The organism is Salinilacustrithrix flava (assembly GCF_041228405.1).
GTDB classification, from domain to species: Bacteria; Actinomycetota; Acidimicrobiia; order Acidimicrobiales; family Salinilacustritrichaceae; genus Salinilacustrithrix; species Salinilacustrithrix flava.
Genome location: NZ_CP133888.1, coordinates 3,710,631 through 3,735,618 on the forward strand (window position 1 = coordinate 3,710,631; position 24,988 = coordinate 3,735,618).

Below are 24,988 nucleotides of genomic sequence, written 5' to 3' on the forward strand. Positions count from 1 at the left end.
GCATACGTTCTGACATGTGGTTGACGAACGGATGAGCAAGATCCTGGTGCTCGATCGGGGCGACACGCTCGCGGAGCAGATCCGCGGGCTGTCGGACCAGTTCGACGAGGCGCCGAAGATCACGAGCTGCACGCGCATCGGCGCCGTGGGCGAGGTCCTCGAGGAGGACGGGCCCTTCGACGTGCTCGTCGCCGGTCCCAGCCTCGGGACGCGGTCGGGTCTGGCCCGGCTGCGAATCATCTCCGAGGAGCTCCCGGAGATGCGCATGGTGCTGGCCTTCTCCCGACGCCCCGACGCGTCGCTGCGCGACATCGTGCGCACCGGGGCCATCGACCTGCTGCAGCTGCCGGTCGAGGACGCCGACATCGTCGAGTCCCTCCAGCGGGCCGCATCGCTCGCCCGCCGGGCACCGGAGCCCTCGGTCATCGAGACGGTGGCGACGCCCGAGCCCGAGTCACTGGAGCCCAGGCCCAACCGACCCGGCATCGTCTACACGATCAGCTCCGCCACGGGCGGCTGCGGCAAGACCTTCTACGCCACCAACCTCGCCTGGTTCCTCCACAAGTGGACCGGCAAGTCGGTGTGCATCGTGGACCTCGACCTGCAGTTCGGCGAGGTGTCCACCGCGCTGCGCCTGCGCCCGAAGTACACGATCTTCGACGCCCTCCAGCGCGAGGACGCGGACGAGTCGGACCTGCAGGCGCACATCGAGGAGTACATGGTCGTCCACGACACGGGCGTCCACGTGCTGGCCGCGCCGCGCGACCCGAGCGAGGCCGACCGCATCACCCCACCGGACGTCACCCGCATCCTCGAGGCCGTCCGCAACCGATTCGACTACGTGCTGGTCGACACCCCGCCGGCGCTGGCCGAGACGGTGCTCGCCGCGTTCGACCTGTCGGACCTGCTGTACGTGATGGCCACGCTCGACCTGCCGTCGGTGCGGAACATGAGCGTGTTCCTCTCGACGCTGGACCGGCTCCGCATCGACACCGACAACCTGCGCCTGGTGCTCAACAAGGCCGAGACCGACGTCGGAATCGACATCGACCAGGTCACCAAGCTGTTCCCGCAGGGCTTCGAGTCGATCCTCCCCTACGCCAAGGAGGTGAGCCGGTCCATCAACCTCGGCATGCCGGTGATGGCCGCCTCCCCCGACGCCGAGATCAGCCGGCTCATGGCCGGCGGCATGAAGCTCGTCCTCCCTGCGGACCTGCAGGCGCAGGTCACCCAGGAGACCGCCCCGAAGAAGGCCGGCCTGCGCCGCCTCTTCGGCAAGTGACCACCAGGAGGTCACCCGCATGAAGCTGTCCGAGAAGCTCGCCGCCCTCGAGGAGGCCGAAGGCGGCGACGACGCCGTCGACGCCGCCACCCCGGCGAAGAAGCCCGCGAAGCCGGTGACCAAGCAGGCCGCCAAGAAGGCGGAGCGAGCGGCTCGGGACGGTGCGACGTCCACCTGGGACGACATGAAGCGCAAGGTCCGGACCCTCGTCCTCGAGGAGATGGCCGACCGGATCAAGATGCTCGATGCCGAGGAGCGCGAGACCGAGCTGCGCGAGGCCCTCGACCGGATCCTGCAGCGCGAGGACATCTCGGTCACGCCGATCGAGCGGCGCCGCTTCGTCGCCGAGATGGTGTCCGACACGCTCGGCTACGGCCCGCTCGACCCGCTGCTGGCCGAGGAGTCCATCACCGAGGTGATGTGCAACGCCTACGACGACATCTGGGTGGAGCGCGACGGTCGCATCGAGCGCACCGACACCAAGTTCATCGACGACGCCCAGTACCGCCAGGTCATCGACAAGATCGTGTCCTCGGTGGGCCGGCGGGTGGACGAGTCCTCCCCCATGGTCGACGCCCGCCTGCCCGACGGCTCTCGCGTGAACGCCATCATCCCGCCGCTGGCGATCAACGGCTCGGTGCTCACCATCCGGAAGTTCGCCAAGGACCCCTTCACCGCCAAGGACCTCATCAACTTCGGGACCTGGACGATGGATCTGGTCACGGTGATGGAGGCCGCGGTCCGGGGCAAGCTCAACGTGCTCGTCAGCGGTGGCACCGGCACCGGCAAGACGACGAACCTCAACGTGCTGTCCAGCTTCATCCCTGACGGCGAGCGCATCATCACCATCGAGGACTCCGCCGAGCTCCAGCTGCAGCAGCCCCACGTGATCACCCTCGAGACCCGTCCGGCCAACGCCGAGGGCTCGGGCCAGGTCACGATCCGCGAGCTGGTCAAGAACAGCCTGCGCATGCGACCCGACCGCATCATCGTCGGCGAGTGCCGTGCCGCCGAGGCCCTCGACATGCTCCAGGCCATGAACACGGGCCACGAGGGCTCCATGACCACGGTTCACGCCAACACCGCCCGCGATGCCATCTCCCGGTTGGAGACGATGGTGCTGATGGCCGGCTTCGACCTGCCGGTCCGGGCGATCCGCGAGCAGATCGCCTCCGCGCTGCACCTGATCCTGCAGGTGACCCGCCTGCCCGACGGACGACGCGTCATCACCTCGCTCACCGAGGTGCAGGGCATGGAGGGCGACATCATCCTCCTACAGGACGTCTTCAAGTACGAGTCGATCCCAAACGCGGAAAAGAAGCACGCCGGCGAGCTGGTCGCCACCGGGCTCCGGCCGAAGTTCGTGGACAAGCTGATCGAGCAGGGGGTCGAGGTCCCGGCCGCCGCGTTCCGTGCACCCCGCCGGCCCCAGGCACCGGCGCCGAGCCGCCGCTCGGCGGGCAAGGCACCCAAGGCCCGGGACATCGCCGACAAGGAGCGGCTGCGATGACCACTGCAGCGTGGCTCGCCGTGCTGCTCGTCGGCGCAGGCCTGTCGATGATGGCCACGGGCGTGCTCGGTCGGGTCTACCGGCGCGAGGAGCAGCTGGCCCAGATCCTCGACCTCCCCTGGGGAGAGCAGGACGTGGAGCTCCAGGCGGTCACCCAGCGACGCAGCCCCATCGTGGAGAACACCGTCGGCGCGGCTTCCGCGCTGGTCGACTCCTTCGACGCCAAGGGCGCGCTGCTGGCCAAGCTCGAGCGCTCCCGGGTGCCAATGCGGCCCGGCGAGTTCGTGGTCGTCACCGTCGCCGGCGGGATCGTCGCCGGAGCGATCATCGCTGCCGCCACGTCGACCGTGCTGCTCGGCGTCCTCGGCGTGCTCGCCTCCCCGTTCGCCGCCAAGGCCTACCTGGACCGCCGGATCCGGAAGCGGCACCAGCGGTTCGAGGAGCAGTTCCCCGAGGCCCTGACCCTCATCGCCTCCTCCCTGTCCGCCGGCCACACGTTCCTGCGGTCGATCCAGATGATGACGCAGGAGGCGGGCGGCCCCCTGGCCGAGGAGTTCGGTCGGGTCGTGTCCGAGACCGAGCTGGGCGACCCCCTGCTCGATTCGCTGCAGCGCATGGCCGACCGCCTCGACATCCGCGACGTCGACTGGGTGGTGCAGGCCATCCGCATCCAGCAGACCGTGGGCGGCAAGCTCGCCGACCTGCTCCACACGCTGGCCGACTTCATCCGGGCCCGCGAGGAGATCCGCCGGGAGATCGACGTCCTCACCGCCGAGGGCCGGGTGTCGGCCTTCGTGCTCGGCGGCATGCCCGTCGGCCTGCTCGGCTTCATCTCCGTCGTGAACCCGGGCTACATGGAGCCGATGTACCAGGGCTGGGGCTGGGTGTGGCTCGGCGTCGCCGGCCTCATCACCGTCGTGTCGATCGGGATCATCCTCCGGATGGTCAACTCGGTGGAGGTCTGACCATGGCCGTCTTCGGCATCCTCTTCTTCCTGGTCGGCGCCGCGTTCGTCTACCTGGGCGTGCGCACCCCCGCCGAGGTCGACGAATCCGACCCCGAGCACTACCTGCGCAGCCTCGACGAGCCCGAGCCCGAGGGCGACGAGTTCGACCTGCTGCTCCAGGAGCCCTTCATGGCCCGGGTGCTGCGCCCGATGGCGGCCCGCATGCAGGGCCTCGTGTCCGGCGCCCTCCCCGGCAACTACCGCGACAACGTCCACGAGCAGCTCGTCTACGCCGGCCTCACCAACAAGTACCGGGCCGAGGAGGCCATCACCGGACAGATCCTCCTCGCCGGCGTCGGCTTCGTCCTCGCCCTCCTGCTCGTGCTCACCGGGTCGGTCACCGGCGGCGTCGCCATCCTCGCCCTGCTCCTGCTGCCGGTGCTCGGCGCCCAGCTCCCCCGCACTGCGCTCCGGCGCGCCGTGGAGGAGCGCCAGAACGCCATCCGCCGCGACCTGCCCGACACGCTCGACCTGCTGGCCATCTCGGTCGAGGCGGGTGTCGGCTTCGAGGGCGCCCTCGGCGTCGTCACCGACAACTTCGACTCCCCGCTCTCCGAGGAGTTCTCCCGTACCCTTCGGGAGATGGAGCTCGGCCTGCCGCGTCGGCAGGCGCTCGAGAACCTGAAGCGGCGAACCGAGGTGCCGGAGCTATCGAACTTCATCCTGACCCTGACGCAGGCGGACGCACTCGGCATGCCGATCGGTCGGGTGCTGAAGACGCAGGCCGGCGAGATGCGCCTCAAGCGTCGCGCCTGGGCGCGCGAGCGCGCCGCCAAGCTGCCGGTCAAGATCCTGTTCCCCCTGATGCCGATCCTGCTCGCGACCTTCATCGTGATCCTCGGTCCGGCCGGAGCGTCGATCGGCAGCGCCTTCAACTGATCCGGGAGCGGGCCAACCCGGAGGGCGGGGGCGGCAGCCACGACGCGTTCCGGCAGCCGATCCTCATCATCCGGTGGGGCACGACCACGGTTGGCTGCATCCTGGCAGCGCCGGACCTCGTCCTGGGGTTCGACCGCACGGTCGTCGCCGTCTCGTTCCTCTTCGCCTACACCCTGTTCCGCACCGTGCGGCGGATCGACCCGACACCCGGTCTGCGGCGGATGGTCGAGCTGACCAGCGAGGCCGCCGTCATCGGGATCGCCGTCGCCGCGACCGGGTACTTCGAGTCGCCGATCGCCTTCTCCCTGCTGACGGCGGTGTCCGTCGCCGGGTTCATCTCCGGGTTCGGCACGGGTCTGCGGCTCGCCGCCGCGACCACCCTCGCCATCGGCATCCCGAGCATCACCGAGGGCGTCTCGTTCCAGGACGACATCCGCCTGGTGGCCCAGTGGGCGGTGGAGCTGTTCCTCGTGGCCATCGTCGCCGCCTACGCGCGACGCATCTCCGGGGAGGCCGACGAGCGCCAGGCCGTCGCCCTCGACCGCATGGGGCGGCTGGCCGACGCCAACGAGCTGCTGTTCAGCCTCCACCAGGTGGCCCAGGAGCTGCCGGCCTCCCTCGACTTCGACGAGGCGCTCGACAGCACCATCGAGCGCCTGCGGGACCTTCTGGTCTTCGACACCGCGGCGATCCTGGTCTTCGAGGAGAGCGACGGCTCGTGGTCCGTGGCCAGGCGCTACGGCGCGCGGCTGCCCAGCGCCCTGCTCGCATCGGATCTCCCGCCACCGGTCCAGCGGGCCGCACGGGGGCTCCTGCCGGTCGTGGAGGTGCCGAACGCGCTCGTCGCCAACGGCCCCGGCCTCTCGCACCAAGCGGTGTCCGGTCTGTACGCGCCGCTCCAGGCGCGCGGGTTCCTGGTCGGGGTCATGGCGGTCGAGCGACACCAGCTCGACCCCTTCACCGATCGGGACGCCGAGCTGCTGGCCGGCTTCGCCGAGCCGGCTGCGCTCGCCATCGACAACGCCCGGTGGTTCGCCCGCCTCCGCACGGTCGGCGCCGACGAGGAGCGAACGCGCATCGCCCGCGACCTCCACGACCGCATCGGTCAGAGCCTGGCCTACCTCGCCTTCGAGCTCGACCGCATCGTGCGCAAGGACGAGCGCGGCGATCAGGTGACGCCCGACCTCGTCGGCATCCGGGAGGACGTCCGCGGCGTCGTGCGCGAGGTGCGCGACACGCTCTACGACCTGCGGACCGACGTGTCCGACGAGCGCACGGTGCCCTCGGTGCTGGAGGAGTTCGCCCAGCGGGTGAGCGACCGCTCGGGCATCGAGGTGCGGGTGAAGACCGACGAGACCGCCCGGATGCCCCGCCTCCAGGAGCGGGAGCTGTGGCGCATCGCCCAGGAGGCCATCGTGAACGCCGAGCGGCACAGCCACGGCCGGCGCATCGACGTCTTCTGGCTCTCCGACGGGCGAGAGGCCGTGATGGAGGTGCGGGACAACGGCAGCGGCATGCCGGTCGGTTCGGTCGGGCGCCTCGACAGCTACGGCATCCTCGGCATGCGGGAGCGGGCCGCCTCGATCGGCGCAACCCTCGCCATCGACTCCGTGCCCCGCGAGGGCGTCACCGTGCGCGTCTCCCTGCGAGCGGCATCGGCGTGACCGCCCGTCGCTGTAGCCTCCGGCCGTCCCAGCCGACGTGGAGACCGACGTGACCGACCCCATCCGACTGCTGCTCGCCGACGACCACCGGATGCTCCGGGAGACCCTCAAGCGCTCGATGCTCGACGAGGGCTTCGACGTGGTCGGCGAGGCATCGGACGGGCAGGAGGCGGTGGACCTGGCCGAGGAGCTCCAGCCGGACGTCATCCTCATGGACGTGACGATGCCGGAGATCGACGGCGTCGAGGCCACCCGGCGCATCGTCGAGCAGCGCCCCGATGCGCGCATCGTCATGCTCACCATGCACGCCGACCAGGACGTGATCGCCGCCGCCATCCGGGCGGGCGCGTCCGGCTACCTGGTCAAGGACTGCTCCTTCGACGAGGTGGCCGCCACGGTGCGCGAGGCGATCTCGGGCGAGGTCTCCCAGCAGGTCGCGGCGTCGATGCTGCGGGAGGCCAAGGGCCTCGCCGACGACGCCGAGTCGGTCATCACCAAGCGCGAGATCGAGGTGCTCCAGCTCATCGCCGACGGCTGCGCCACACCCGAGGTGGCCGAGCAGCTGTTCATCTCGCAGAAGACGGTGAAGAACCACCTGGCATCGATCTACGCCAAGCTCGACGCTCGCGATCGCACGCAGGCCGTCCTGCAGGCCGTGCGCATGGGGATCGTCCGCCTGTACTGAGCCCCCCGTACCGCGACCTGACACGCAGGGTGGCGGCACCCGTACGAATTGGGCCGCACGACCTATGTAGCCCTGGCAGCAACGTGGCGATACTTGTTCCTGACAGGAACCCCGCTCCCGGACACCGGGTGCGACCTCAACCCAGGGAGCAACCCCAATCATGCTGCACTTCGACGTCCTCAAGGCTTGGATCCAGGCTCACGTGGCCAAGACCGACCGTGGCGCCTCACTCGTCGAGTACGCCCTCCTCGTGGCCCTCATCGCGGTGGTCTGCATCGTGGCCATCACCTTCCTCGGCTCCGCTGCCGATCAGAAGTTCTCCGAGGTCGGCTCCGAGCTCGGCGGTTGATCGACGGCCTTCGGCCTTCGGCAATCTGAGATGTGATCGGGGCGAGCCGGCGACGGCTCGCCCCTTTCATGTTCGAGCAGTCAGCGAACCACTCCGGGAGGGGACCCATGGAAACGCAGGCATTGACAGACATCGACCCCCGCCGGGCGCACGTCCGACGTACCGGCGACCGGGGTGCCAGCCTCGTCGAGTACGCACTGCTGGTGGCGCTGATCGCCGTGGTGTGCATCGCTGCCGTGACCTACTTCGGCACCCAGACCGATGACACGTTCTCCCGGGTGAGCAGCTCCGTCGAATCGACCTGAGCGACCCCCTCAGCGCCGTTCGGCGACGACCCAACGGGCATCGCTGAACGTCACCCGCCAGGCGTCGCTCTCTCGCAGGAGCGATGCCAGCGGGGTCGAGCGCCCCCAGAGCACGGTCTCGACGTCGCGGCGCTCGAGCGCCTCCTGCCAGCCGGGTCCCCCCCGCAGGAGCCGCAGGTAGTCCTCGAAGACGTCGTCGGGCAGGACGTCGAATCGGTCGTCGATGAACACGGCCTGCTCCGGGCCGTCGAGCACCTCGAGCAGGTTGCCGTTGAGCACGTCGTTGGCGAGGTGCCCGTCGACGCCGGTCGAGTCGAGCCATGCGATGGGGGCGGCGGCGTAGTCATCCACCGCTGACGGCGGTGTGAGCAGGGTGCTGGCCGCGATCAACGCCAGGAGCACGGCCACGATCACGGCAGCTGGCCGGCCCAGGCGCGGACGCTCGCCCGCCTGCAGCGAACCCACCGTCGGCGCGCTGCGGGCGCAGACCGCGACGAGGATCACGGTGGCGATGACGATGTTCCGCTGGGCGTAGAGCGAGGCGCCCACGAACGCCGCCGCCGGGAGGATGAGGCGCCAGCTCCTCCCCCACCGGGCCAGCACCACGAACGCCAGGACGACGAAGACCAGGTAGGCCAGCTCCGACGGCGAGCGGAACTGCGGCGCCTGCCACTCCGTGACCTCTCCGAAGACGTCGCTGCGCTGCGCGGCGACCAGCGGGAAGGTGAGCGCACGCAGCCCGAGCGGGCCAGCCGCGACCAGGACGGTCCCGGCGAGCACGGCCAGCGTCACCCGCCGCTCGTGATCGGTGACATCGGCCCACCGTCGACTCCGACGATCGAGCGCGGCACCGAGGAGGACGAGGACCACGAGCACGGGCGCGAGCACGAAGGACCCGTGGGCGTTGCCCCAGATCCACAGGAGCGGCAGCATCGCCCACCACGGGACCCGCCCCTCGAGGGCGAGCCAGACCAGGGCGATGCCGATCACCCCGACCATGTAGGGACGCTCGCTCCACAGCCCCGTCGCCACGAGCAGCGCCGCGGTGACCAGGCCGAAGCGCACCAGCAGAGACGTCGCCGGCTCGGTCAGCCGCCACAGCAGCCAGGCGGCCAGCCCGAACACGACCAGGAGCAGCAGCCGGAGCCCGAGCGGGCCGGCCAGTCGCTCGACGCTCGCGTAGGCCACCGACGCCAACCACGACTGCACCGTCCACGGCTCACCCGCGGCGGTGTAGGTGTACGGGTCGTTCGACGGCACCCGTCCCTCGTCCAGGATCAGCCGTCCCGTCGCGAGGTGGGTGAAGAAGCTGTTGTCGTTGAGCGGCGCAGCAGCCAGGCCGGCCGCCCACGTCAGCGCCAGCAGCCCGATGATCGACCCCAGCGACCCGAAGCCTCCCTTCGGGGCGTCATCGAGCTCAGCAGCGTCGGTCGTGTCCGCCTGTGCCATCACGCAAGCATGCAGCAGCGCCGGACCCCTCGAAGGGGATCCGACGCATGCAGTCCGCCGTGCCTGTCGGTCAGCGCCGGAGCGCCTGCGCCTGCAGTGCTTCCTTCGCCGTGCCCTCGGGCATGAACACGTCGGCGCCGAGGCGGATGCCGTGGTCCTGGAGCTTCTCGGCGAACTTGGGTCGCACGCCGGTGGCCTTGAGGTGGCCGCGGAACTTGCCGGCCTCGTCGACGCCCATCGAGTAGTCGAACAGGAAGATGTCCTGGAGGGTGATGATGTCGCCCTCCATGCCCTGCACCTCGGTGATGTGGGTGATGCGGCGGGTGCCGTCCTTGAGGCGGGTCAGGTGCACGATGACGTCGATGGCCGAGGCCATCTGCTCGCGGATGGCCCGCACCGGCAGGTCGAAGCCGGCCATGAGGGTCAGCGTCTCGAGGCGGGCGAGCGTGTCACGGGGACCGTTGGAGTGCACCGTGGTGATCGAGCCGTCGTGGCCGGTGTTCATGGCCTGGAGCATGTCCAGAGCCTCGCCGCCACGACACTCACCGACGACCAGGCGATCGGGTCGCATGCGCAGGCTGTTCTTGACCAGGTCGCGGATGGTGACCGCACCGTTGCCCTGGATGTCGGCCGGGCGGGTCTCCATGCAGAGCACGTGCTCCTGGTGGAGCTGGAGCTCCTTGGCATCCTCGATGGTGCAGATGCGCTCGTCCCCGGGGATGAAGCTGGAAAGCACGTTCAACGTCGTCGTCTTACCGGTGCCGGTACCGCCGGAGACGATCACGTTCAGGCGGCCGACGATGCAGGCCTGGAGGAACTTGGCCGACTCGGCGTTCAGCGTCCCGAAGCGGATGAGGTCGTCGACCTGGAACGGGTCCTTGGAGAACTTGCGGATGGTGAGGAACGGGCCGTCGATCGCCAGAGGCGGGATGATGGCGTTCACACGGGAGCCGTCGGGGAGGCGGGCGTCCACCATCGGCGACTGCTCGTCGACGCGGCGGCCGATCTCGGCGGCGATCTTCTCGATGATGCGCTGCAGGTGGTTGCCGTCGATGAACTTCACATCGGTCTTGGTGAGCTTGCCGTTCTGCTCCACGAACACCTGGTCCGGGCCGTTGCACATGACCTCCGAGACCGTGTCGTCCTGGAGGATCTGGTCGATCGGGCCGTAGCCGAGCACGTCGTCGACGATGGCCTGGATCAGGTCGGCCTTCTCGGTGGCCGACAGCGGCGTGCGCTCGTTGGCCAGCGTGGCCTGCAGCTGCTCCATCACCCGGGCGCGCAGGTCGTCGTCGGACAGGCGCTTGTCGAACAGCACCGGTCCGAGCTGCTCCATGAGGTGGTGGTGCAACCGCTGGCGGAGCTCGTCGAGGGCCGGGTTCCGCCCCGAAGGCGCCTCGGCGACAGCGACCGGACCGCCCTCCTCGTGGATCTGCTTGTACAGGCTCATGCCACACCCTCTCCGGGGACCGACGTCTACGGGGGGTTCATCGGCACATCCACGCAGGAACCGAAGCGATTTCGCACCGGCGGTTCCGGAAGGGGCGGAAAACGGCGAGATGCCCGCCCCGGAGGGCGGGCATCTCTCATCCGATGTCGAACGCTCCCGCCGGGAGCCGCCGACTCAGGCTTCGTCGGTCTCCGTGGCGTCGTCAGCCTCGGCGTCGGGCTCGGAGGCCTCGGGCGCTGCTGCTTCGGCCTCGGGCGCCTCGGCGACGTCGGCCTCCGGAGCCTCGGACGTGTGCGCGATGGCGTCACCCGAATCGCCGACCTCGGGGGTCGCGGCCTCGGCGGTCTCGCCGTCGGCACCCTCAGCGCCTTCGGCCTCGTCCTCGGGGACCTCGCCGATGAAGTTGCCCTCGTCGTCGTACTGGTGCTCGCCGAAGGCGTCCTGGTACTCGGCGGCCACGACGCCACCCTCGGCGGCCTGCTTGATCGACAGGCTGATGCGGCGGCGCTGGAGATCGAGGTCGATGATCTTGACCCACAGCTCCTCGCCCGGGGTGACGACCTGCTCGGGGAGGTCGACGTGGTGGGCCGACATCTCCGAGATGTGGACCAGACCCTCGATGCCCTCGCCCACCTGGACGAACGCACCGAATGGCACGAGCTTGGTGACCCGGCCGTAGACCAGCTCGCCCACGCGGTGGGCGCCGGCGAACTCCTGCCACGGATCCTGCTGGGTGGCCTTGAGGGAGAGGGAGATGCGCTCGCGGTCGTTGTCGACCTCGAGGACCTGGACCTCGATCTCGTCGCCGACGGCCACGACGGAGCCGGGGTGGTCGACGTGCTTCCAGGACAGCTCGGACACGTGCACGAGGCCGTCCATGCCGCCGAGGTCGACGAAGGCGCCGAAGTTCACGACGCTGGAGACCACGCCACGGCGGACCTCGCCGGGCTTGAGGTTCTGGAGGAAGTCCTCGCGCTGCTCGCGCTGGGTCTCCTCGAGCCAGGCCCGGCGGGACAGGACCACGTTGTTGCGGTTCTTGTCCAGCTCGATGATCTTGGCCTCGAGGCTGCGACCGACGTAGGGCGCCAGGTCGCGGACCCGGCGCAGCTCGACGAGGCTGGCGGGCAGGAAGCCACGCAGGCCGATGTCGATGATGAGACCGCCCTTGACGACCTCGATGACCGGGCCGGTGACGACGCCCTCGGCCTCCTTGATCTCCTCGATCTTGCCCCAGGCACGCTCGTACTGCGCCCGCTTCTTGGACAGGATCAGGCGGCCTTCCTTGTCCTCCTTGGTGAGGACGAGGGCCTCGACGATGTCGCCGAGGGAGACGACCTCGGACGGGTCGACGTCGTTGCGGATGCTCAGCTCACGGGAGGGCACGACGCCCTCGCTCTTGAAGCCGATGTCCAGCAGGACCTCGTCCTTGTCGATGCGGACGACCTTGCCCTCGACGAGCTGGCCGTCCTCGACGGTGACCATCGTGTCGTCGATGAGGTCGGCGAAGGAGCCGACGTCGTTGGAGGTGATCTGGCGGGGCGTGTACTCGCCCTCGTCGTTGAAGGTGCCCATCTCGCTGGGGCTCTCGGTGAGGCCCGCAGGGACGAGGGTGGCGCTGGACGTGGTGTCGGTCAAAGGGATCTTCTAACTCGGTCGCTTGGGTTTTCCGGACAAGGCCTGCTCGCAGGGCGCGAGAGACCAATCAGCAAAGGTAGCAGCGAATCGGGGCCGTCGCCCAGTGCCGGGCCTGGAGCGTTCTGGGCCGCGGAGCACGCGTGGGGGGCGTGTGGGGCACCCCGGAACCACCCTGGATCGTTCTGGGCCGCGGTGCGCGCCTCGGATGCGTGCGTCGCACCCCAGAACGGCCCTCGGGGTTCCTGTCACCAGGTACCTGGATGATCATGAGATGCACTGGGAAGCACGCTTGCGCCGGCTCGCCGCCCTCCAGTCCGGCGTGATCGGCATCCACCAGATGGGCAACGTCGGCGGTGACCACCGATGGTGGAACAACGCCCGGCGCAACGGACGGTGGGAGCCGTTGAGCGACCACGTCCTCCGCGCCGACGGCACCCCCGCCACGGTCGAGCAGCGAGCGTTCGCCGGGGTGATCGACGCCGGCCCGACCGCCTTCCTCGCCGATGAGTCCGCGTTGGCGTGGTTCGGCACCCGCAACGCCTCGCTCGAGCCGGTGCAGGTCGCCCGGCGGCGGGGGACGACGAACCGCTCCGGCGCACTCGCCCGGGCGCACCGGCTCCGTGATCTCCGGGCATGCGACGTGGTGGTGGTACGGGGGCTGCCGGTGCTCTCCCCCGTCCGGGCCGCGTGGTGCGAGGCCGCCCGGCTCTCCAAGCTCCCCGAGGAGTGGGCCGTGCCACGCCTCGAGCGGGTGGTCGACGACCTCCACCGTTCGCACCTCCTCACCTGGGAGCAGCTGCACGAATCGATCCGGCGCCTCGGTCGACGTGGCCGCTCCGGAACCTCGCTCATGCGCACCATCGCCGAGGAGCGCACGCCCGGCACCAGCGCCACCGAGAGCCGATTGGAGGACCGCTTCGTCGAGGTCCTCCAGGAAGCCGGCGCCGATCCGATGGAGCCCCAGGTGGTGGTCGGCGGCGACCGCCCCATCGGCCGCACCGACTTCCGTGATCCGGACCTTCCGATGGTCGCCGAGATCAACAGCCTCACGTTCCACTCCACGCCGTCGGATCGGGACGCCGACCGTCGCCGCTACGCCCAGCTCGTCGCCGCCGGCTTCGCCGTGGCGGTCGTGTGGGAGGACGACCTCTGGTCCAACCGCTCCGACGTCCTCCGGGTGGTCGCCGACGCCCGGACCGCTGCCCGCGCCGGCCGCCCGGCCGTCTTCCACACCGCCTCCTGCCCCTGGCCGCTCGACTGCCGGGACCCGCTGTGGTGACCCCGGAACCGTTCTGGGCCGCGGAGCGCGCCTCTCATCCCGACGCACAGCGGCCCGATTCACTCCGGCGACGGCTTGCCACGAACCGGATGAATCGATCGGTACGGGTGGGTACCCTGATGACCGTCCGAACACTCGGCGCACGGACCGCCCGCCACCTCGAACCGAGGAGACGAGCATGTCCATGACCGAGCCCGAACGGCACGAGCTCTACGAGCTGGCCAAACGAGACGTCAGCGAACGGTTCGCCCAGTTGATGATCAAGGCACTCCCTCCCGATCCGCAGCGGCTCGCCACGAAGGACGACCTCGCGGTCCTGGGCAGTGAGCTGCGGGCAGAGATGGCAGATCTGCGGACGGAGCTGAGAACAGGAATCGCCGAGCTCCGCACGGAGATGCGAGACATGACGTCCGGTCAAACTCGCACGATGATGTTCGGGTTGGTCGGGTCGGTCACTGCCCTCGCCGTCACCCAACTGATCGTCGCCGCCCTCTGAGCAAGCGGATCAGCCGCCATCCCGGCGGCGGATCATGCCCTCGCGGCGGATGCTCGTCAGGTAGCGGGGAGTGCCGAGGTGCGGCTCGTAGGTGTCGAACAGCTCGCCCGCTCCGACCGCATCCAACAGCGGCTTTGCTCGGCCGCTGACCGAGCCCTTGATCCCGAGAAGGGAGAGCATCTGGCCGGTGTCGCCGTGCTGGAGGCGCCCGTTGGCGTTGGCGACCACCCAACACACGGCGCCAGCCAGCGGTTCGTCCTTGCTGCGCCGCCGGAAGACCGTGGGATCGCCCGCCGCTGAATCGGTGAGGAAGCGACGGCAGGCCGTGCGCACCTCGATGTCGCCGAAGAACTCGTCGCAGACCCGGTCGACGAGGGCTGCGACCCGCAAGACCCGTTCCCGGATGTCGTCAGGAACTGCGTCGAGGTCGAGCGGCTCATCCGGCAGGGGCTCGGCGTCGAGGGCCCGGTACGCATCCTCGCCACCGACAGCTCGCACGTGCGATGACCGCATTCGCTCCGCCCAACGGGCCTCCCACTCGATCTCGAACTGATCGTCATCGTCGGGGTACCCGAACACCTCGAGGAGTGCATCCACCCCCTGAGCCCGACCATCGTCAGCGATCACCGCGAGGTAATCGTCCTCGTACTCGTCGATCACGGCCAGGGATTCCGCGCCCAGCTCGGCCGGGATCCCCGCCTCACCGTGCGCCCACCGGATGAAGGCTCGAAGCACGATCGGAAGGCGAGCGAGCTCCTCGAACGGGGCGATGATCTTGCGCGGCACCCAGTCGAGGAGGAGGATCTCGACCCGGGGCGGCCCCCACCGATACGGGTCGCCACTGCCGTAGCTGGTCCCGTACCAGAGGATGTGGTCGACGAGGTCGGCGTCCGCACCACCGAGCCCGGCCGCCTCTGGTGAGGCGAGGAAGCGCCCGACGATGGTGTCGAGCTCCTCCAGCTCCCACTCCCTCGGCTCGGGCGCCTCTCCGCCGGCTGGCAGCAAGCGCAGCGCCCAGCGCAGCAACGGCTGGATCACCGGCCAGGTGTCCGTCTCCAAAGGAGGCACGGTGCGGTTCGACCAATCGATCGCCTGCTCCAAGCGGGCCCGGGCCGCAGCCGGATCGACCTCGACGAAGGTGATCCCCCGGTCGTCCACGTGGGTCCGAGTCACGTCGATCATCTCCTCGACCTCCATCGGGACGGCGAACGCGTCCTTCACGACGGAGCCGAGGTTGTGGTCGACGTAGGCGACGATCGTCAGCACCTGACCGGTCGGCCAGTGGAGCTGCAGGTAGAGGTTGTCGCCGTCACCGAGCGGGTCGACCGACTCGACGACGCGCTCCACCACCGCATCCCCCAGTGCCCGGAACCACGGAGGCGTCGACCACCGACGGCCGGCGAGCTCGGTCATGCAACGACGTCGCGCCAGCTCGTCGTCGAGCACCAGGGCGAACACCCCGAGGAGCGCGGTGGTTGCCGGGTCGTCATGGGCCAGGAGCGATTCGAGGAGCGCGGTCCGATCGGTGCGCTCCGGTTCCGGACCGAGCTCGACCTGCTTGGGGTCCATCACCCACGCCATCGACGATCCGACAGCCAAGAGGTCGAGCGGGTGGTCGAGGCGCAGCATGTCCCCGATGTACGCCAGCGGGTGCTCGTCGACCGGAGGTGCCCCTTGCTCGTCGAAGTGCCGAGGCCGTGCGGCCCCCGTTCGCTTCGGCGTCACCCGGCCTCCGCCTCGGTGGTGCTTGCCTCCTCGTCGCTTCTTGCTCATCGATCGCTCCCCGTGTGGCTCTCGAGTCGAGTGTCGCGCACGCTGCGAGCGGCCAACCGGGTGGCTCTGCACTCTCCAGAGGCGCGCACCGCGGCCCAGAACCGGGAGGTGGCCGACCTGGGGTGCTCAGCACGCCCTGGAGGCGTGCACCGCGGCCCAGAACGGGTCAGGTGGGCTTGCGGGCGAGGAGGAGGAACTCGGCGTGGTCGATGTCGGGGGCGCGGCGGGCGTAGTCACCGGGCTCGACCGACCAGACCGCCTCGACCTCCAGCCCGGCCGCGGCCGCCAACAGACGCAGCTCACGGGGGGTGAAGCCGGTGGTCCACAGGTCGGCCTCGAGGTCGGTGCCGGCGGCATCCTTCACGGCCGTTCGCTCGTGCATGACGCCGGCGTCGGCGTCGAAGTCGCCGCCCTCCCCTGCCTGGAACCGGACCTGGAAGTAGGCCGAGAACGCCGAGACGGCCAACCGCCCGCCGGGGCGAAGGACCGAGGCCAGCTCGCGGAGCGCCTGGAGGTCGGCGTCGATCGGGGCGCCGGGGCCACCCAGCAGGCCGAAGCCGCCCTGGCACAGTGAGATGACGGCGTCGAAGCCGTCGGTGAACGGGATCTGGCGGATGTCGGCGACCACCGCTGGCGCCGGGGTGTCGCCGGCGGCGACGATGCGGCAGAACGACTCGGCGAGGTCGAGGCCGACGGTGTCGATCCCCCGCCGGGTTGTCGCAGCTATGTGGCGCCCCGGCCCACAGCCGGCGTCGAGCAGGCGCATCCCCGGCTCGAGCCCGAGGGCGTCGACGAGGAAGTCGACCTCCTGCTCGGTGCCCTTGGTGAACGAGTAGCGCAGGTAGGTGTCCTGCATGTGGTCGGCCAGCGGGCGGAACCAGCGGCCCGAATCCTGTTCCGTGGCCGCTGCCAGTTTCCTCGGGGGTTCCACCGGCGACGACCGTGCTACTTGGCGGCAGCCCAGGAGTCGCCGAAGGCGATGTTGACCTCGAGGGGCACCCGCAGGTCGGCGGCGCCTCGCATGGTCTCCTCCACCAAGCCAGGGGCGACGTCGCACTCGTCCTCGGGCACCTCGCAGATGATCTCGTCGTGGACCTGGAGGATGACCTGGGTGTCGAGGCCCTGGGCGTCGAGGGCCTGATCGAGGCGGACCAGGGCGACCTTGAACACGTCCGCGGCCAGGCCCTGGATGCCGGCGTTCATGGCCTGGCGCTCCCCGGCCTGGCGGATGCGCACGTTCGACGACGACAGCTCGGGGATCTGGCGACGACGGCCGAACAGCGTCTCCGTGTAGCCCCGCTCCCGAGCCTCCTCGACGACGCGGTCCATGTAGGCGTGCACGTTGGGGAAGGCGGCGAAGTAGGCGTCGAGGATCACCGACGCCTCCTTGGTCGGGATGTTGAGGCGCTGGCCGAGGCCGTAGGCCTCCATGCCGTAGGCGAGGCCGTAGGAGACCATCTTGGCCTTGGCCCGCTGGTCGGGCTGGACCTCGTCGAGCTCGACGCCGAACACGCGCGCCGCTGTCTCGGTGTGGATGTCGGTGCCCGACTCGAACGCCTCGATCAGGCCGGGATCCTCGGCGAGGTGGGCGATGCAGCGCAGCTCGATCTGGTTGTAGTCGGCCACCAGGAGCTTGCATCCCTCCGCAGGGATGAACGCCTCACGGAACTCCTTGCCCATCTCCGAGCGCACGGGGATGTTGTGCAGGTTCGGGTTGTCGGAGCTGAGGCGACCCGTGCGAGCCACGGTCTGGTTGAACGTGGCGTGGATGCGACCGTCCTCGCGGACGTCGGCCAGCAGCGAGACGCCGTAGGTGGAGCGCAGCTTCTCGACCTCGCGGTAGGCGAGGATGTGATCGATGATCGGGTGCTCGCCCTTCATCTTCTCGAGCGTCTGCGCGTCGGTGGAGTAACCCGTCTTCGTCTTCTTCTGCGGCGTGAGGCCCAGCTCGTCGAAGAGCACCTCGCGCATCTGCTTGGTCGAGTTGACGTTGAACGGGTGGCCGGCGTCAGCGGTGATGGCCTCGCGCAGCTCCTCGGCCTCGGTGGTCAGCCGGTCCTTCAACCGGGTGAGCACCTCGGTGTCGACCCGCACGCCGACGTCCTCCATCTTGGCCAGCACCCGCACGAGCGGCGTCTCGAGCTCGTCGTTGAGCCAGCGCAGGCCCTGGGCATCGATGGCCTCGAGCAGGGGCACGGCCAGCTTGCGGGTCCCGAGCGCGACCCGGGCGGTCAGCAGGGACAGCGGCGTGGACTCGTCCGCTCCGAGGTCGAGCTGGCCCTCGGGGGCGGTGCCGTCCTCGGGCAGCTCGAGCAGGGCGTAGCGCTGGAGCAGGTCGCCGAGGCGGTAGGACGACTCGGCCGGGTCGAGCAGGTAGGCGGCGAGGGTGGTGTCGATGCGCAGGCCGGCGATGTCGAGGTCGAGCGCCCACAGCGCCTTCAGCAGCGGCTTGGCGTGGTGGACGGCCAGGCCCCGACCGTCGAGCACGGGGCGCAGCGCGACCTTGACGGCTTCGTCGGCGAGCACGTCGGCCGGCAGCCACAGGACGTCGCCGGTGGTCTCGTCGATCTCGATGGCCAGGCCCTCGAGCCCGCCGTGGGGGCCGTAGGCACCGGCGACGCCGAGGGTGTGGTCGGGGTCGACGCCATCGGCGCCCGGGGTGACCCGGGCCAGGGCTGCGACCGCATCGGCCGGGTCGGTGCCGTCGACGACCTCGGCTTCGAGCACCTCGGTCTGGCGCATCGCCCCGAGGTCCCGACCGAGCGCCTCGGTCAGCCGGTCGAACAGGGTGTGGAACTCGAGGAAGTCGAACAGCCGCTTGAGCTCGTCGCTGTCGATCTCGCCCATCTCGAGCTGGTCGAGGCCGCCGGGAAGCTCCTCGGAGAGGTCGACGTCGCGCAGCAGCTCCATGACGATGGCGTTCTCGCGCACGATCTCCTCGTGCGCCGCCAGGTTCTCCTTGAGCTTCGGGGTCTGCTCGTCGAGGTGGGCGAAGATGCCATCGAGGTCGCCGTACTTGTCGAGCAGCTTGGCTGCCGTCTTCTCCCCCACCCCCGGGACGCCGGGCAGGTTGTCGCTGGCGTCGCCCCGCATGGCGGCGTACATGACGTACTTGTCGGGGGTGACGCCGGTGCGCTCGAGGATGCCGGCCTCGTCGTAGAGCGCGTAGTCCGACACGCCGCGCTTGTTGTAGAGGACCTTGACGTGGGGGTCGCAGACCAGCTGGTACACGTCGCGGTCGCCGGTGACGATGATGACGTCGTGGCCGGCCTCGCGGCCCTGCTCGGCGAGCGTGGCGATGATGTCATCGGCCTCGATGCCGGCCTTGTCCACGATCGGGAAGCCGAGGGTGCTGATGACCTCGCGGACGAGGCCCATCTGCTGGCGGAGGATGTCGGGGGCCTCGGCCCGGCCCGCCTTGTAGTCGGCGACCCGCTCGTGGCGGAACGTCTTCTCCGGGCGGTCGAAGGCAACGACGACGCCGTCGCTCGGGTGGTCCCGGAGCATGTTGATCAGCATCGACGTGAACCCGTAGACGGCGTTGGTCACCTGCCCGGAGGCGGTGGCCAGGTCGGTGGGCAGGGCGAAGAACGCCCGGTACGTCAGCGAGTTCCCGTCGATGAGCAGGAAGCGGCGGCCGCTCCCCGTCGGACCGGACGCGGCCACGGCCAGATCAGGCTCCGGCGTCGGAGTCGGGGCTGATGGAGCCGGCGATGACCTGCTCGGCGACGTCCTTGGCCTTGCCCCGGGTGTTCATGGCCGTCTTCTGGATCCAGTCGAAGGCCTCGTTCTCCGACATGGCGTGGTTGTCCATGAGGATGCCCTTGGCCCGGTCGACCAGCTTGCGGGTCTCGAGCTGGTCCTCGAGGGACTGGGTCTGGTCGTGCAGCGCGCGCATCTCGCGGTGACGGCCGAGGGCGATCTCCACAGCGGGGATCAGCTCGGAGCGCTGGAACGGCTTGACCAGGTAGGCGAGGGCACCGGCGTCGCGGGCCTGCTCGATGAGGTCGCGCTGGCTGAAGGCGGTGAGGATCAGCACGGCCGACTTCTTCTCGGTCGAGATCTCCCGGGCCGCGGCCAGGCCGTCGAGGCCGGGCATCTTCACGTCGAGGATGGCGAGGTCGGGCTCGAGCTGGCGCACCAGCTCCACCGCCTCGTCGCCACGACCGGTCTCCCCGACCACGTCGTAGCCCTCTTCCTGCAGGGTCTCCTTGAGGTCCAGCCTGATGATGGCCTCGTCCTCGGCGATCACCACGCGAGTGGCCACAGGAGGTCTCCTTCCCCGCTTCGCAGCGGCTGCACGGACAGGACCGACGATGCTGCCACGTCGCCGGAGCCCTGGTCGAACGAAACGGTCAGGATGTCTCGGCCACCAGGCGATCGAGCAGCTCGTCCTGGCTGGCTTCGAGCCGGGCGATCTCGGCAGCGACGCCCGCCCGGTGGGATCGCATCGACTCGGCGTGGCGGGCCGCCTCGCGATGCTCCCGCTCGGCGACCGGCGTCTCCGACACCAGGGCGCGCAGGCGGGCATCGTCCGCAGCTTCGGAGAGGTGCAGGAGCTGCTCGTCGACGATCTGGAGCTCCTCCCGGAGCTTCTGCAACCGCTGCCCGACCTCTCGGAGCCGCCGTTCGACCTGGCGTCTCGACACGACCCCGATCCTACGCCGGAACCCCCTCCTCGAACTGGCAGTGCTGGTGTCGCACCACGGCCGCCGGGACGGGGCTGAGCGGGAGCGACGGTGGGCATGGCTACCGTGGCACCGGCCCCGACCGAGGAGAGGACGCAGTGCAGGACGGTCGAGGAGGCATGGACGGCTGGGGCATCGACCACGGCTACCACGCCACCAACGGCGAGTGGCACGAGACGCCGGCCGCCACACGGGACGCCATCCGGGCAGCCATGGGCGGCGCTGTCGACGAGCCGAGCGCGCCGGAGGGCCCGCCGGTGTGGACGGTGCCGGTCGGCTGGGGTGGCGAGACGCTGCGCAGCCCGTGCCGCCTGCGGCTGGAGGACGGCACCGACGTCGGCGTCGTCGAGGCCCTCCCGCCGGACCTGCCGATCGGGCGTCACCGCCTCATCCCCGTCGACCGTGGCCCCGCCACACTGCTCCTCGTCCGTCCCCGCTCCTGCCACCGACCGGAGGACATGCGCCGGTCGGCGCTCGCCGTGCAGGCCTATGCATCCCGCAGCCGGCAGAGCTGGGGCATCGGCGACCTGCGCGACCTGCGCCTCCTCGGACACTGGGCTCGTGAGCACGGCATCGACCACCTCGCCCTCAGCCCGCTCCACGCCCCCTCCCCCGGCGACCACCCCCAGCCGAGCCCGTACTACCCGAGCAGCCGGCGCAACCTGAACCCGCTGCACATCACCATCGACGAGGCCCCCGGCGCGGCGAACGACGATCGGATCCGCTCGCTGGGCGACGAGGCCCGGGCCCTGCTCGCGGACCGCCGCATCGACCGCACCGCCGTGTGGGCCGCGAAGCGCCAGGCCCTGCAGCTGCTGTTCGAGGGGCTCGGCACGACCGGCCATCGGGAGCTGGACGCGTTCCGGGCCGAGCGAGGCGACGACCTCGAGCGCTGGGCTGCCTTCTGCACGATCAGTGAGGACCACCCCGGCACGTGGCGGGACTGGCTGACCGAGCTCCAGCACCCCGACAGCCCCGCCGTGGCCCGCTACGTCGCCGAGCGCGCCGACCGGGCGCGCTTCCACTGCTGGCTGCAGCTGCTCGCCGACCGCCAGCTCGCCGGTCTCGCCGACGTCGCCCCACTGGTCACCGACCTGGCCGTCGGCGTGGACCCGGGCGGCGCCGATGCCTGGATCGACCAGGACCAGCTCGCCCTCGACGCCCGCGTCGGCGCCCCGCCGGACGACTTCGCCGCCGACGGCCAGGACTGGGGCCTGCCCCCGTCGATCCCCCACCGGATGCGGGAGGACGGCTACGAGACCTTCGCCCGGACCATCCGGGCGTCGCTGCGCCACGGAGCCGGCATCCGCATCGACCACGTCCTCGGCCTGTTCCGCCTGTTCTGGATCCCGCCGGGCGGCTCGGCCAGCGATGGCGCGTACGTGCGCTACCCGGCCGACGACCTGCTGACCGTGCTGGCCATCGAGTCCGAGCGGGCCGGCGCGTTCGTGATCGGCGAGGACCTCGGCACGGTCGAGGAGGGCGTCCGAGACGACCTCGCCACCATCGGCGTGCTCAGCACCCGACTCGTCTACTTCGAGGACACCCCACCGTCGCAGTGGCCCTCCAACGTCGGCGGCGCCGTGACCACCCACGACCTGCCGACCATCGCCGGCACCTGGACCGGCGCCGACGGGCGGCTGCGGTCCGAGGCCGGCCTGTCGAACGACGGCGCCGGGTCGCTGCGAGCGAGCCTCGAGCGGCTCGTCGGGGACGGCGACGCCTCGGTCGAGGATGCCGTCGTGGCCAACCACCGGGCGCTGGCCACCTCCCCGGTGGACCTGGCCATCGCCAACCTCGACGACGTCCTGTGCCTGGAGGAGCGACCCAACATGCCCGGCACCGTCGACGAGTGGCCGAACTGGTCGATCGCCCACCCGGACCCGGTCGACGACCTCATCGCCGGCCCTCCTCCCGCCACGCTCGAGTCGATCCGCCGCACGTCCCCCTGAAACTGGCAGCGGCCACGGAACACCAGCGCCGTCGGGCCGCTCGGGCGGACTAGTCCTCCCGGGTGGGAAGGAAATGGGCACATCGGGGCATCGTCCAATCCGACAGGGGTGCCGATACTGGACACATCGCCCCGATCCGCTCGGGGCGGCGAACACGGTCCGGGTCCACGTGACCACCGCCTGCCACCGAGGACGAGATGCCAGCCCGACTCCGCCCGCAGACGAGACGCGACGACGGGGCGGCGATGGTCGAGTTCGCGTTCGTGGCGGTGCTGCTGGTGATGGTGGTCTTCGGCATCATCACGTTCGGTCTGCTGCTCTCGTTCAAGCAGGACGTCACCCGGGCCGCCGCCGAGGGAGCCCGGGCAGGCGCAGTGGCGATCAGCGCGACGACGCCGACCCTCCCCACGGATGACGAGCGATACGACGCCGCCCTCGTCGCCACCGAAGAGGCCGTCGCCGGCTTCGACCAGGAATGCGGCGTCGACGGCATGTCCTGCACCATCACCGTGCACGATTGCGACAACATCGCTGCCAGCGACCCGAGCACCTATTGGGGCAATCCCACACCGGACTGCGTCACCGTCGAGCTCAACTACGACTACGCCGCCTTCCCGTTGATCCTGGATCCACCCCTGGTCTCGCGACTGCTTCCCGACACCATCTCGTCCCGATCGGTCGCGAGGTTGAACCAGTGATCCACCGCTACCTGCACACCCGCGACCGGGGTGCGGTCCTGCCGATCGTCGCCCTCCTCCTCCCGGTGCTGATGCTCATGACCGCCTTCGCCGTCGACTTGGGTCGCCAGCGAGCCTTGCGCCGGGACCTGCAAGCGGATGCCGACGTGATCGCCCTCGACCTCGTCCGCTTGGCCGATGGCCGGACGATGGACCAGATCGTCAACCTCGACCCGACGTTCCTGTCCGTCGCCAACGAGTCGTTCACCCGGAATGGGCTCACGCCGATGGCATCGGTGCCCGAGGTCGCCAGCGTCGTCACCTACGGACGCTGGGATGCAGCGGCCACGCCCCAGTTCGACCCCGTCACCCCTTCCGGCATCCCGAACTCGGTGAGGGTCTCCCTCGAGGACGACGTCGACTACTTCTTCCAGCCGGGCACCGGAGGGGCGAAGCGAGAGGCCTACGCCGTCCGGGACGGTGAAGCCGTGTTCTCCATCGGGTCGCGCCTCGCCAGCGTCGACACGGCGAACTCGCCGCTGATCGATCCCGTGCTCGACGCGCTGTTCCAAGGGCTCGACCCGATCAACCCGGTCGCCACGAGCGGGCCTGTGCTGTTCGATCAACCCGCCTCCATGGCCATGCCTGCGCAGGCCGAAGACGATGGCGTCTCGCTCAGTGCGCTGAGCTACGAGGGCCTGGCCGGCAACGACATCACGATCCGTCAGCTGATCGGCTTCATCCCCGCAGACGTCGACTCCGAGACCGGCGCCGCAAGTCCGGAGCAGGTCCTGGCGTCCGAGGTGAAGCTGATCGACCTCGTCCAGGCCACCGCCAGTGCGCTCGACGAGAACGGCGACGGCGAGCAGATCGACGCCGCGGTGGCCTACCTCGGCGGCCTGTCCCTGGTGATGGACCAGGACGCCACCGTTCAGCTCGACGACCTGCTCAGCGCTGATGTGTCGAGCCCAGGCGCGGTGCTCGACAGCCACATCAACGCCTGGGACCTCCTCCTCGCCTCGGTCCAGGCGGTCAACGGCAACAACCTCGTCGGTACGCAGGTTGCACTACCACCAGGCCCATTCCAGTCGCTTCCACTGGTCTCCAACGTGGTCGACCCTCGGGCGATCGTGACGGTGGCAGTGATCGAGGGACCGCAGTTCGGTCGAGGGCGACCGGGCGGCGCACAGGCGTTCGCCGAGACGTCCCAGATCCGGCTCGGCGTGGACGTGGGTGTCACCCTCGACGTCAACATCGCCAGCCTCTTGCCGCTCGGATCGCTGCTGCCCTCGGTGGCCACGGTGAACGTCGACATCCCGGTGAACGTGACCGTGGGCGATGCCGCGGCGGCCCTGACCGGCCTGGACTGCAACGTCACCGATCCGACCCAGAGTCTCCTCGACCTCGATGTGACCACCGACGCGGCGAAGGTCCGGGTCGGAGCGATGACGCCAGGTCAGCAGCTCGTCGAGATCGGTGACGAGGGCAACGCAACGAACGCGCCCCTGGCGACCGTGAGCATCCTCGGCATCGACGCCGCGCGGGTGAACGGAAGCCTCACCGCTCCGGTCGGCGCGTCGACGGCCCAGACGGTCTCGGACCTGCAGGTCGGGCAGACCGACAACGTGGCCGCACCCTCCTTGGGCCTCCGCAGTCTTCTCGCCAGCCGGCTCTCGACCGAGGTGCTCGGTTACCCCCTCGTGCCCGACAGCCTCATCAACTCGATCACCGGGTCGATCACCAGCACCGTGCTCTTGCCGATGCTCGACTCGATCGACCAGAGCGTCGTGGCGCCGCTCCTCGATCTGCTCGGCGCCGACATCGCCGGTGCGGACGTCACGGCGGTGGATGCCATCTGCGACAGCCCGAAGCTCATCGGCTGACACCCTCGCCGCTACGCTCGTCGCTC

20 protein-coding genes and 1 pseudogene are annotated in these 24,988 nt (G+C 70.0%); 13 read left to right on the forward strand and 8 right to left on the reverse strand.

The genetic code is table 11. The annotated features are described in order from the left end of the window. Positions 1 to 31 precede the first annotated feature (31 nt). From RGQ06_RS18170 to RGQ06_RS18205, 8 genes are all read left to right on the forward strand, one after another. Positions 32 to 1,282: an AAA family ATPase gene (locus tag RGQ06_RS18170; protein ID WP_432427792.1), complete on the forward strand. Its 1,251-nt coding sequence runs from the start codon at positions 32 to 34 to the stop codon at positions 1,280 to 1,282. Positions 1,283 to 1,301: 19 nt separating this feature from the next. Continuing rightward, complete coding sequence (locus tag RGQ06_RS18175) at positions 1,302 to 2,792, forward strand: CpaF family protein (protein WP_432427793.1); 1,491 nt, start codon at positions 1,302 to 1,304, stop codon at positions 2,790 to 2,792. Beyond that, the gene (locus RGQ06_RS18180) at positions 2,789 to 3,757 is read left to right on the forward strand and encodes a type II secretion system F family protein (protein WP_432427794.1); all 969 of its coding nucleotides are present in this window, start codon (positions 2,789 to 2,791) and stop codon (positions 3,755 to 3,757) included. Before RGQ06_RS18175 ends, RGQ06_RS18180 begins: the two co-directional genes overlap by 4 nt. A 2-nt stretch (positions 3,758 to 3,759) precedes the next feature. Further along, entirely contained in the window at positions 3,760 to 4,677 is a 918-nt protein-coding gene (locus RGQ06_RS18185) for a type II secretion system F family protein (protein WP_432427795.1), read from the forward strand. Between the two features lie 185 nt (positions 4,678 to 4,862). Continuing rightward, complete coding sequence (locus RGQ06_RS18190) at positions 4,863 to 6,341, forward strand: GAF domain-containing sensor histidine kinase (protein WP_432427796.1); 1,479 nt, start codon at positions 4,863 to 4,865, stop codon at positions 6,339 to 6,341. A gap of 49 nt (positions 6,342 to 6,390) precedes the next feature. Further along, positions 6,391 to 7,026 (forward strand): response regulator, encoded by a 636-nt coding sequence (locus RGQ06_RS18195; RefSeq protein ID WP_432427797.1) that lies wholly within the window; start codon positions 6,391 to 6,393, stop codon positions 7,024 to 7,026. A gap of 160 nt (positions 7,027 to 7,186) precedes the next feature. Continuing rightward, positions 7,187 to 7,375 (forward strand): Flp family type IVb pilin, encoded by a 189-nt coding sequence (locus tag RGQ06_RS18200; RefSeq protein ID WP_432427798.1) that lies wholly within the window; start codon positions 7,187 to 7,189, stop codon positions 7,373 to 7,375. 107 nt (positions 7,376 to 7,482) lie between these two features. Further along, positions 7,483 to 7,680: a Flp family type IVb pilin gene (locus RGQ06_RS18205; RefSeq protein ID WP_432427799.1), complete on the forward strand. Its 198-nt coding sequence runs from the start codon at positions 7,483 to 7,485 to the stop codon at positions 7,678 to 7,680. Positions 7,681 to 7,689: 9 nt separating this feature from the next. Here the strand turns inward: RGQ06_RS18205 and RGQ06_RS18210 are convergent, their stop codons facing one another. The 3 genes from RGQ06_RS18210 to rpsA all read right to left on the reverse strand — a co-directional run bounded on the left by RGQ06_RS18210 (position 7,690) and on the right by rpsA (position 12,151). Then, positions 7,690 to 9,129 carry a hypothetical protein gene (locus RGQ06_RS18210; RefSeq protein ID WP_432427800.1) on the reverse strand — a complete coding sequence of 480 codons (1,440 nt, stop codon included), beginning with the start codon at positions 9,127 to 9,129 and terminating at the stop codon, positions 7,690 to 7,692. A gap of 70 nt (positions 9,130 to 9,199) precedes the next feature. Beyond that, entirely contained in the window at positions 9,200 to 10,579 is a 1,380-nt protein-coding gene (locus RGQ06_RS18215; protein ID WP_432427801.1) for a CpaF family protein, read from the reverse strand. 174 nt (positions 10,580 to 10,753) lie between these two features. Beyond that, positions 10,754 to 12,151, reverse strand: a complete 1,398-nt coding sequence (gene rpsA / locus RGQ06_RS18220) for a 30S ribosomal protein S1 (RefSeq protein WP_432428235.1) — start codon at positions 12,149 to 12,151, stop codon at positions 10,754 to 10,756. 334 nt (positions 12,152 to 12,485) lie between these two features. Between rpsA and RGQ06_RS18225 the strand changes: the two genes are divergently transcribed. Both RGQ06_RS18225 and RGQ06_RS18230 read left to right on the forward strand, forming a co-directional pair. After that, positions 12,486 to 13,493: a hypothetical protein gene (locus RGQ06_RS18225; RefSeq protein ID WP_432427802.1), complete on the forward strand. Its 1,008-nt coding sequence runs from the start codon at positions 12,486 to 12,488 to the stop codon at positions 13,491 to 13,493. Between the two features lie 184 nt (positions 13,494 to 13,677). Beyond that, on the forward strand, positions 13,678 to 13,989 hold the full coding sequence (locus RGQ06_RS18230; protein ID WP_432427803.1) for a hypothetical protein: 312 nt from the start codon (positions 13,678 to 13,680) through the stop codon (positions 13,987 to 13,989). A gap of 9 nt (positions 13,990 to 13,998) precedes the next feature. Here RGQ06_RS18230 and RGQ06_RS18235 read toward each other — a convergent pair whose 3' ends face one another. The 5 genes from RGQ06_RS18235 to RGQ06_RS18255 all read right to left on the reverse strand — a co-directional run bounded on the left by RGQ06_RS18235 (position 13,999) and on the right by RGQ06_RS18255 (position 20,411). Next, entirely contained in the window at positions 13,999 to 15,714 is a 1,716-nt protein-coding gene (locus RGQ06_RS18235) for a DUF6398 domain-containing protein (RefSeq protein WP_432427804.1), read from the reverse strand. A 214-nt stretch (positions 15,715 to 15,928) separates the two neighbouring features. After that, positions 15,929 to 16,618, reverse strand: coding sequence for a class I SAM-dependent methyltransferase (locus tag RGQ06_RS18240; RefSeq protein WP_432427805.1), 690 nt, complete (start codon positions 16,616 to 16,618; stop codon positions 15,929 to 15,931). 89 nt (positions 16,619 to 16,707) lie between these two features. Beyond that, positions 16,708 to 19,428 (reverse strand): DNA polymerase I, encoded by a 2,721-nt coding sequence (polA, locus tag RGQ06_RS18245; RefSeq protein ID WP_432427806.1) that lies wholly within the window; start codon positions 19,426 to 19,428, stop codon positions 16,708 to 16,710. A gap of 7 nt (positions 19,429 to 19,435) precedes the next feature. Next, the gene (locus tag RGQ06_RS18250) at positions 19,436 to 20,029 is read right to left on the reverse strand and encodes an ANTAR domain-containing response regulator (RefSeq protein WP_432427807.1); all 594 of its coding nucleotides are present in this window, start codon (positions 20,027 to 20,029) and stop codon (positions 19,436 to 19,438) included. Between the two features lie 88 nt (positions 20,030 to 20,117). Beyond that, positions 20,118 to 20,411 carry a hypothetical protein gene (locus RGQ06_RS18255; protein WP_432427808.1) on the reverse strand — a complete coding sequence of 98 codons (294 nt, stop codon included), beginning with the start codon at positions 20,409 to 20,411 and terminating at the stop codon, positions 20,118 to 20,120. A gap of 137 nt (positions 20,412 to 20,548) precedes the next feature. Between RGQ06_RS18255 and malQ the strand changes: the two genes are divergently transcribed. The 3 genes and pseudogenes from malQ (at position 20,549) to RGQ06_RS18270 (ending at position 24,962) form a co-directional block, all read left to right on the forward strand. Further along, complete coding sequence (malQ, locus tag RGQ06_RS18260; RefSeq protein WP_432427809.1) at positions 20,549 to 22,402, forward strand: 4-alpha-glucanotransferase; 1,854 nt, start codon at positions 20,549 to 20,551, stop codon at positions 22,400 to 22,402. A gap of 245 nt (positions 22,403 to 22,647) precedes the next feature. Further along, positions 22,648 to 22,755 (forward strand): annotated as a pseudogene (locus RGQ06_RS18265) (TadE/TadG family type IV pilus assembly protein); the annotation flags it as partial. A gap of 200 nt (positions 22,756 to 22,955) precedes the next feature. Beyond that, positions 22,956 to 24,962: a pilus assembly protein TadG-related protein gene (locus RGQ06_RS18270; RefSeq protein ID WP_432430685.1), complete on the forward strand. Its 2,007-nt coding sequence runs from the start codon at positions 22,956 to 22,958 to the stop codon at positions 24,960 to 24,962. Positions 24,963 to 24,988 lie beyond the last annotated feature (26 nt).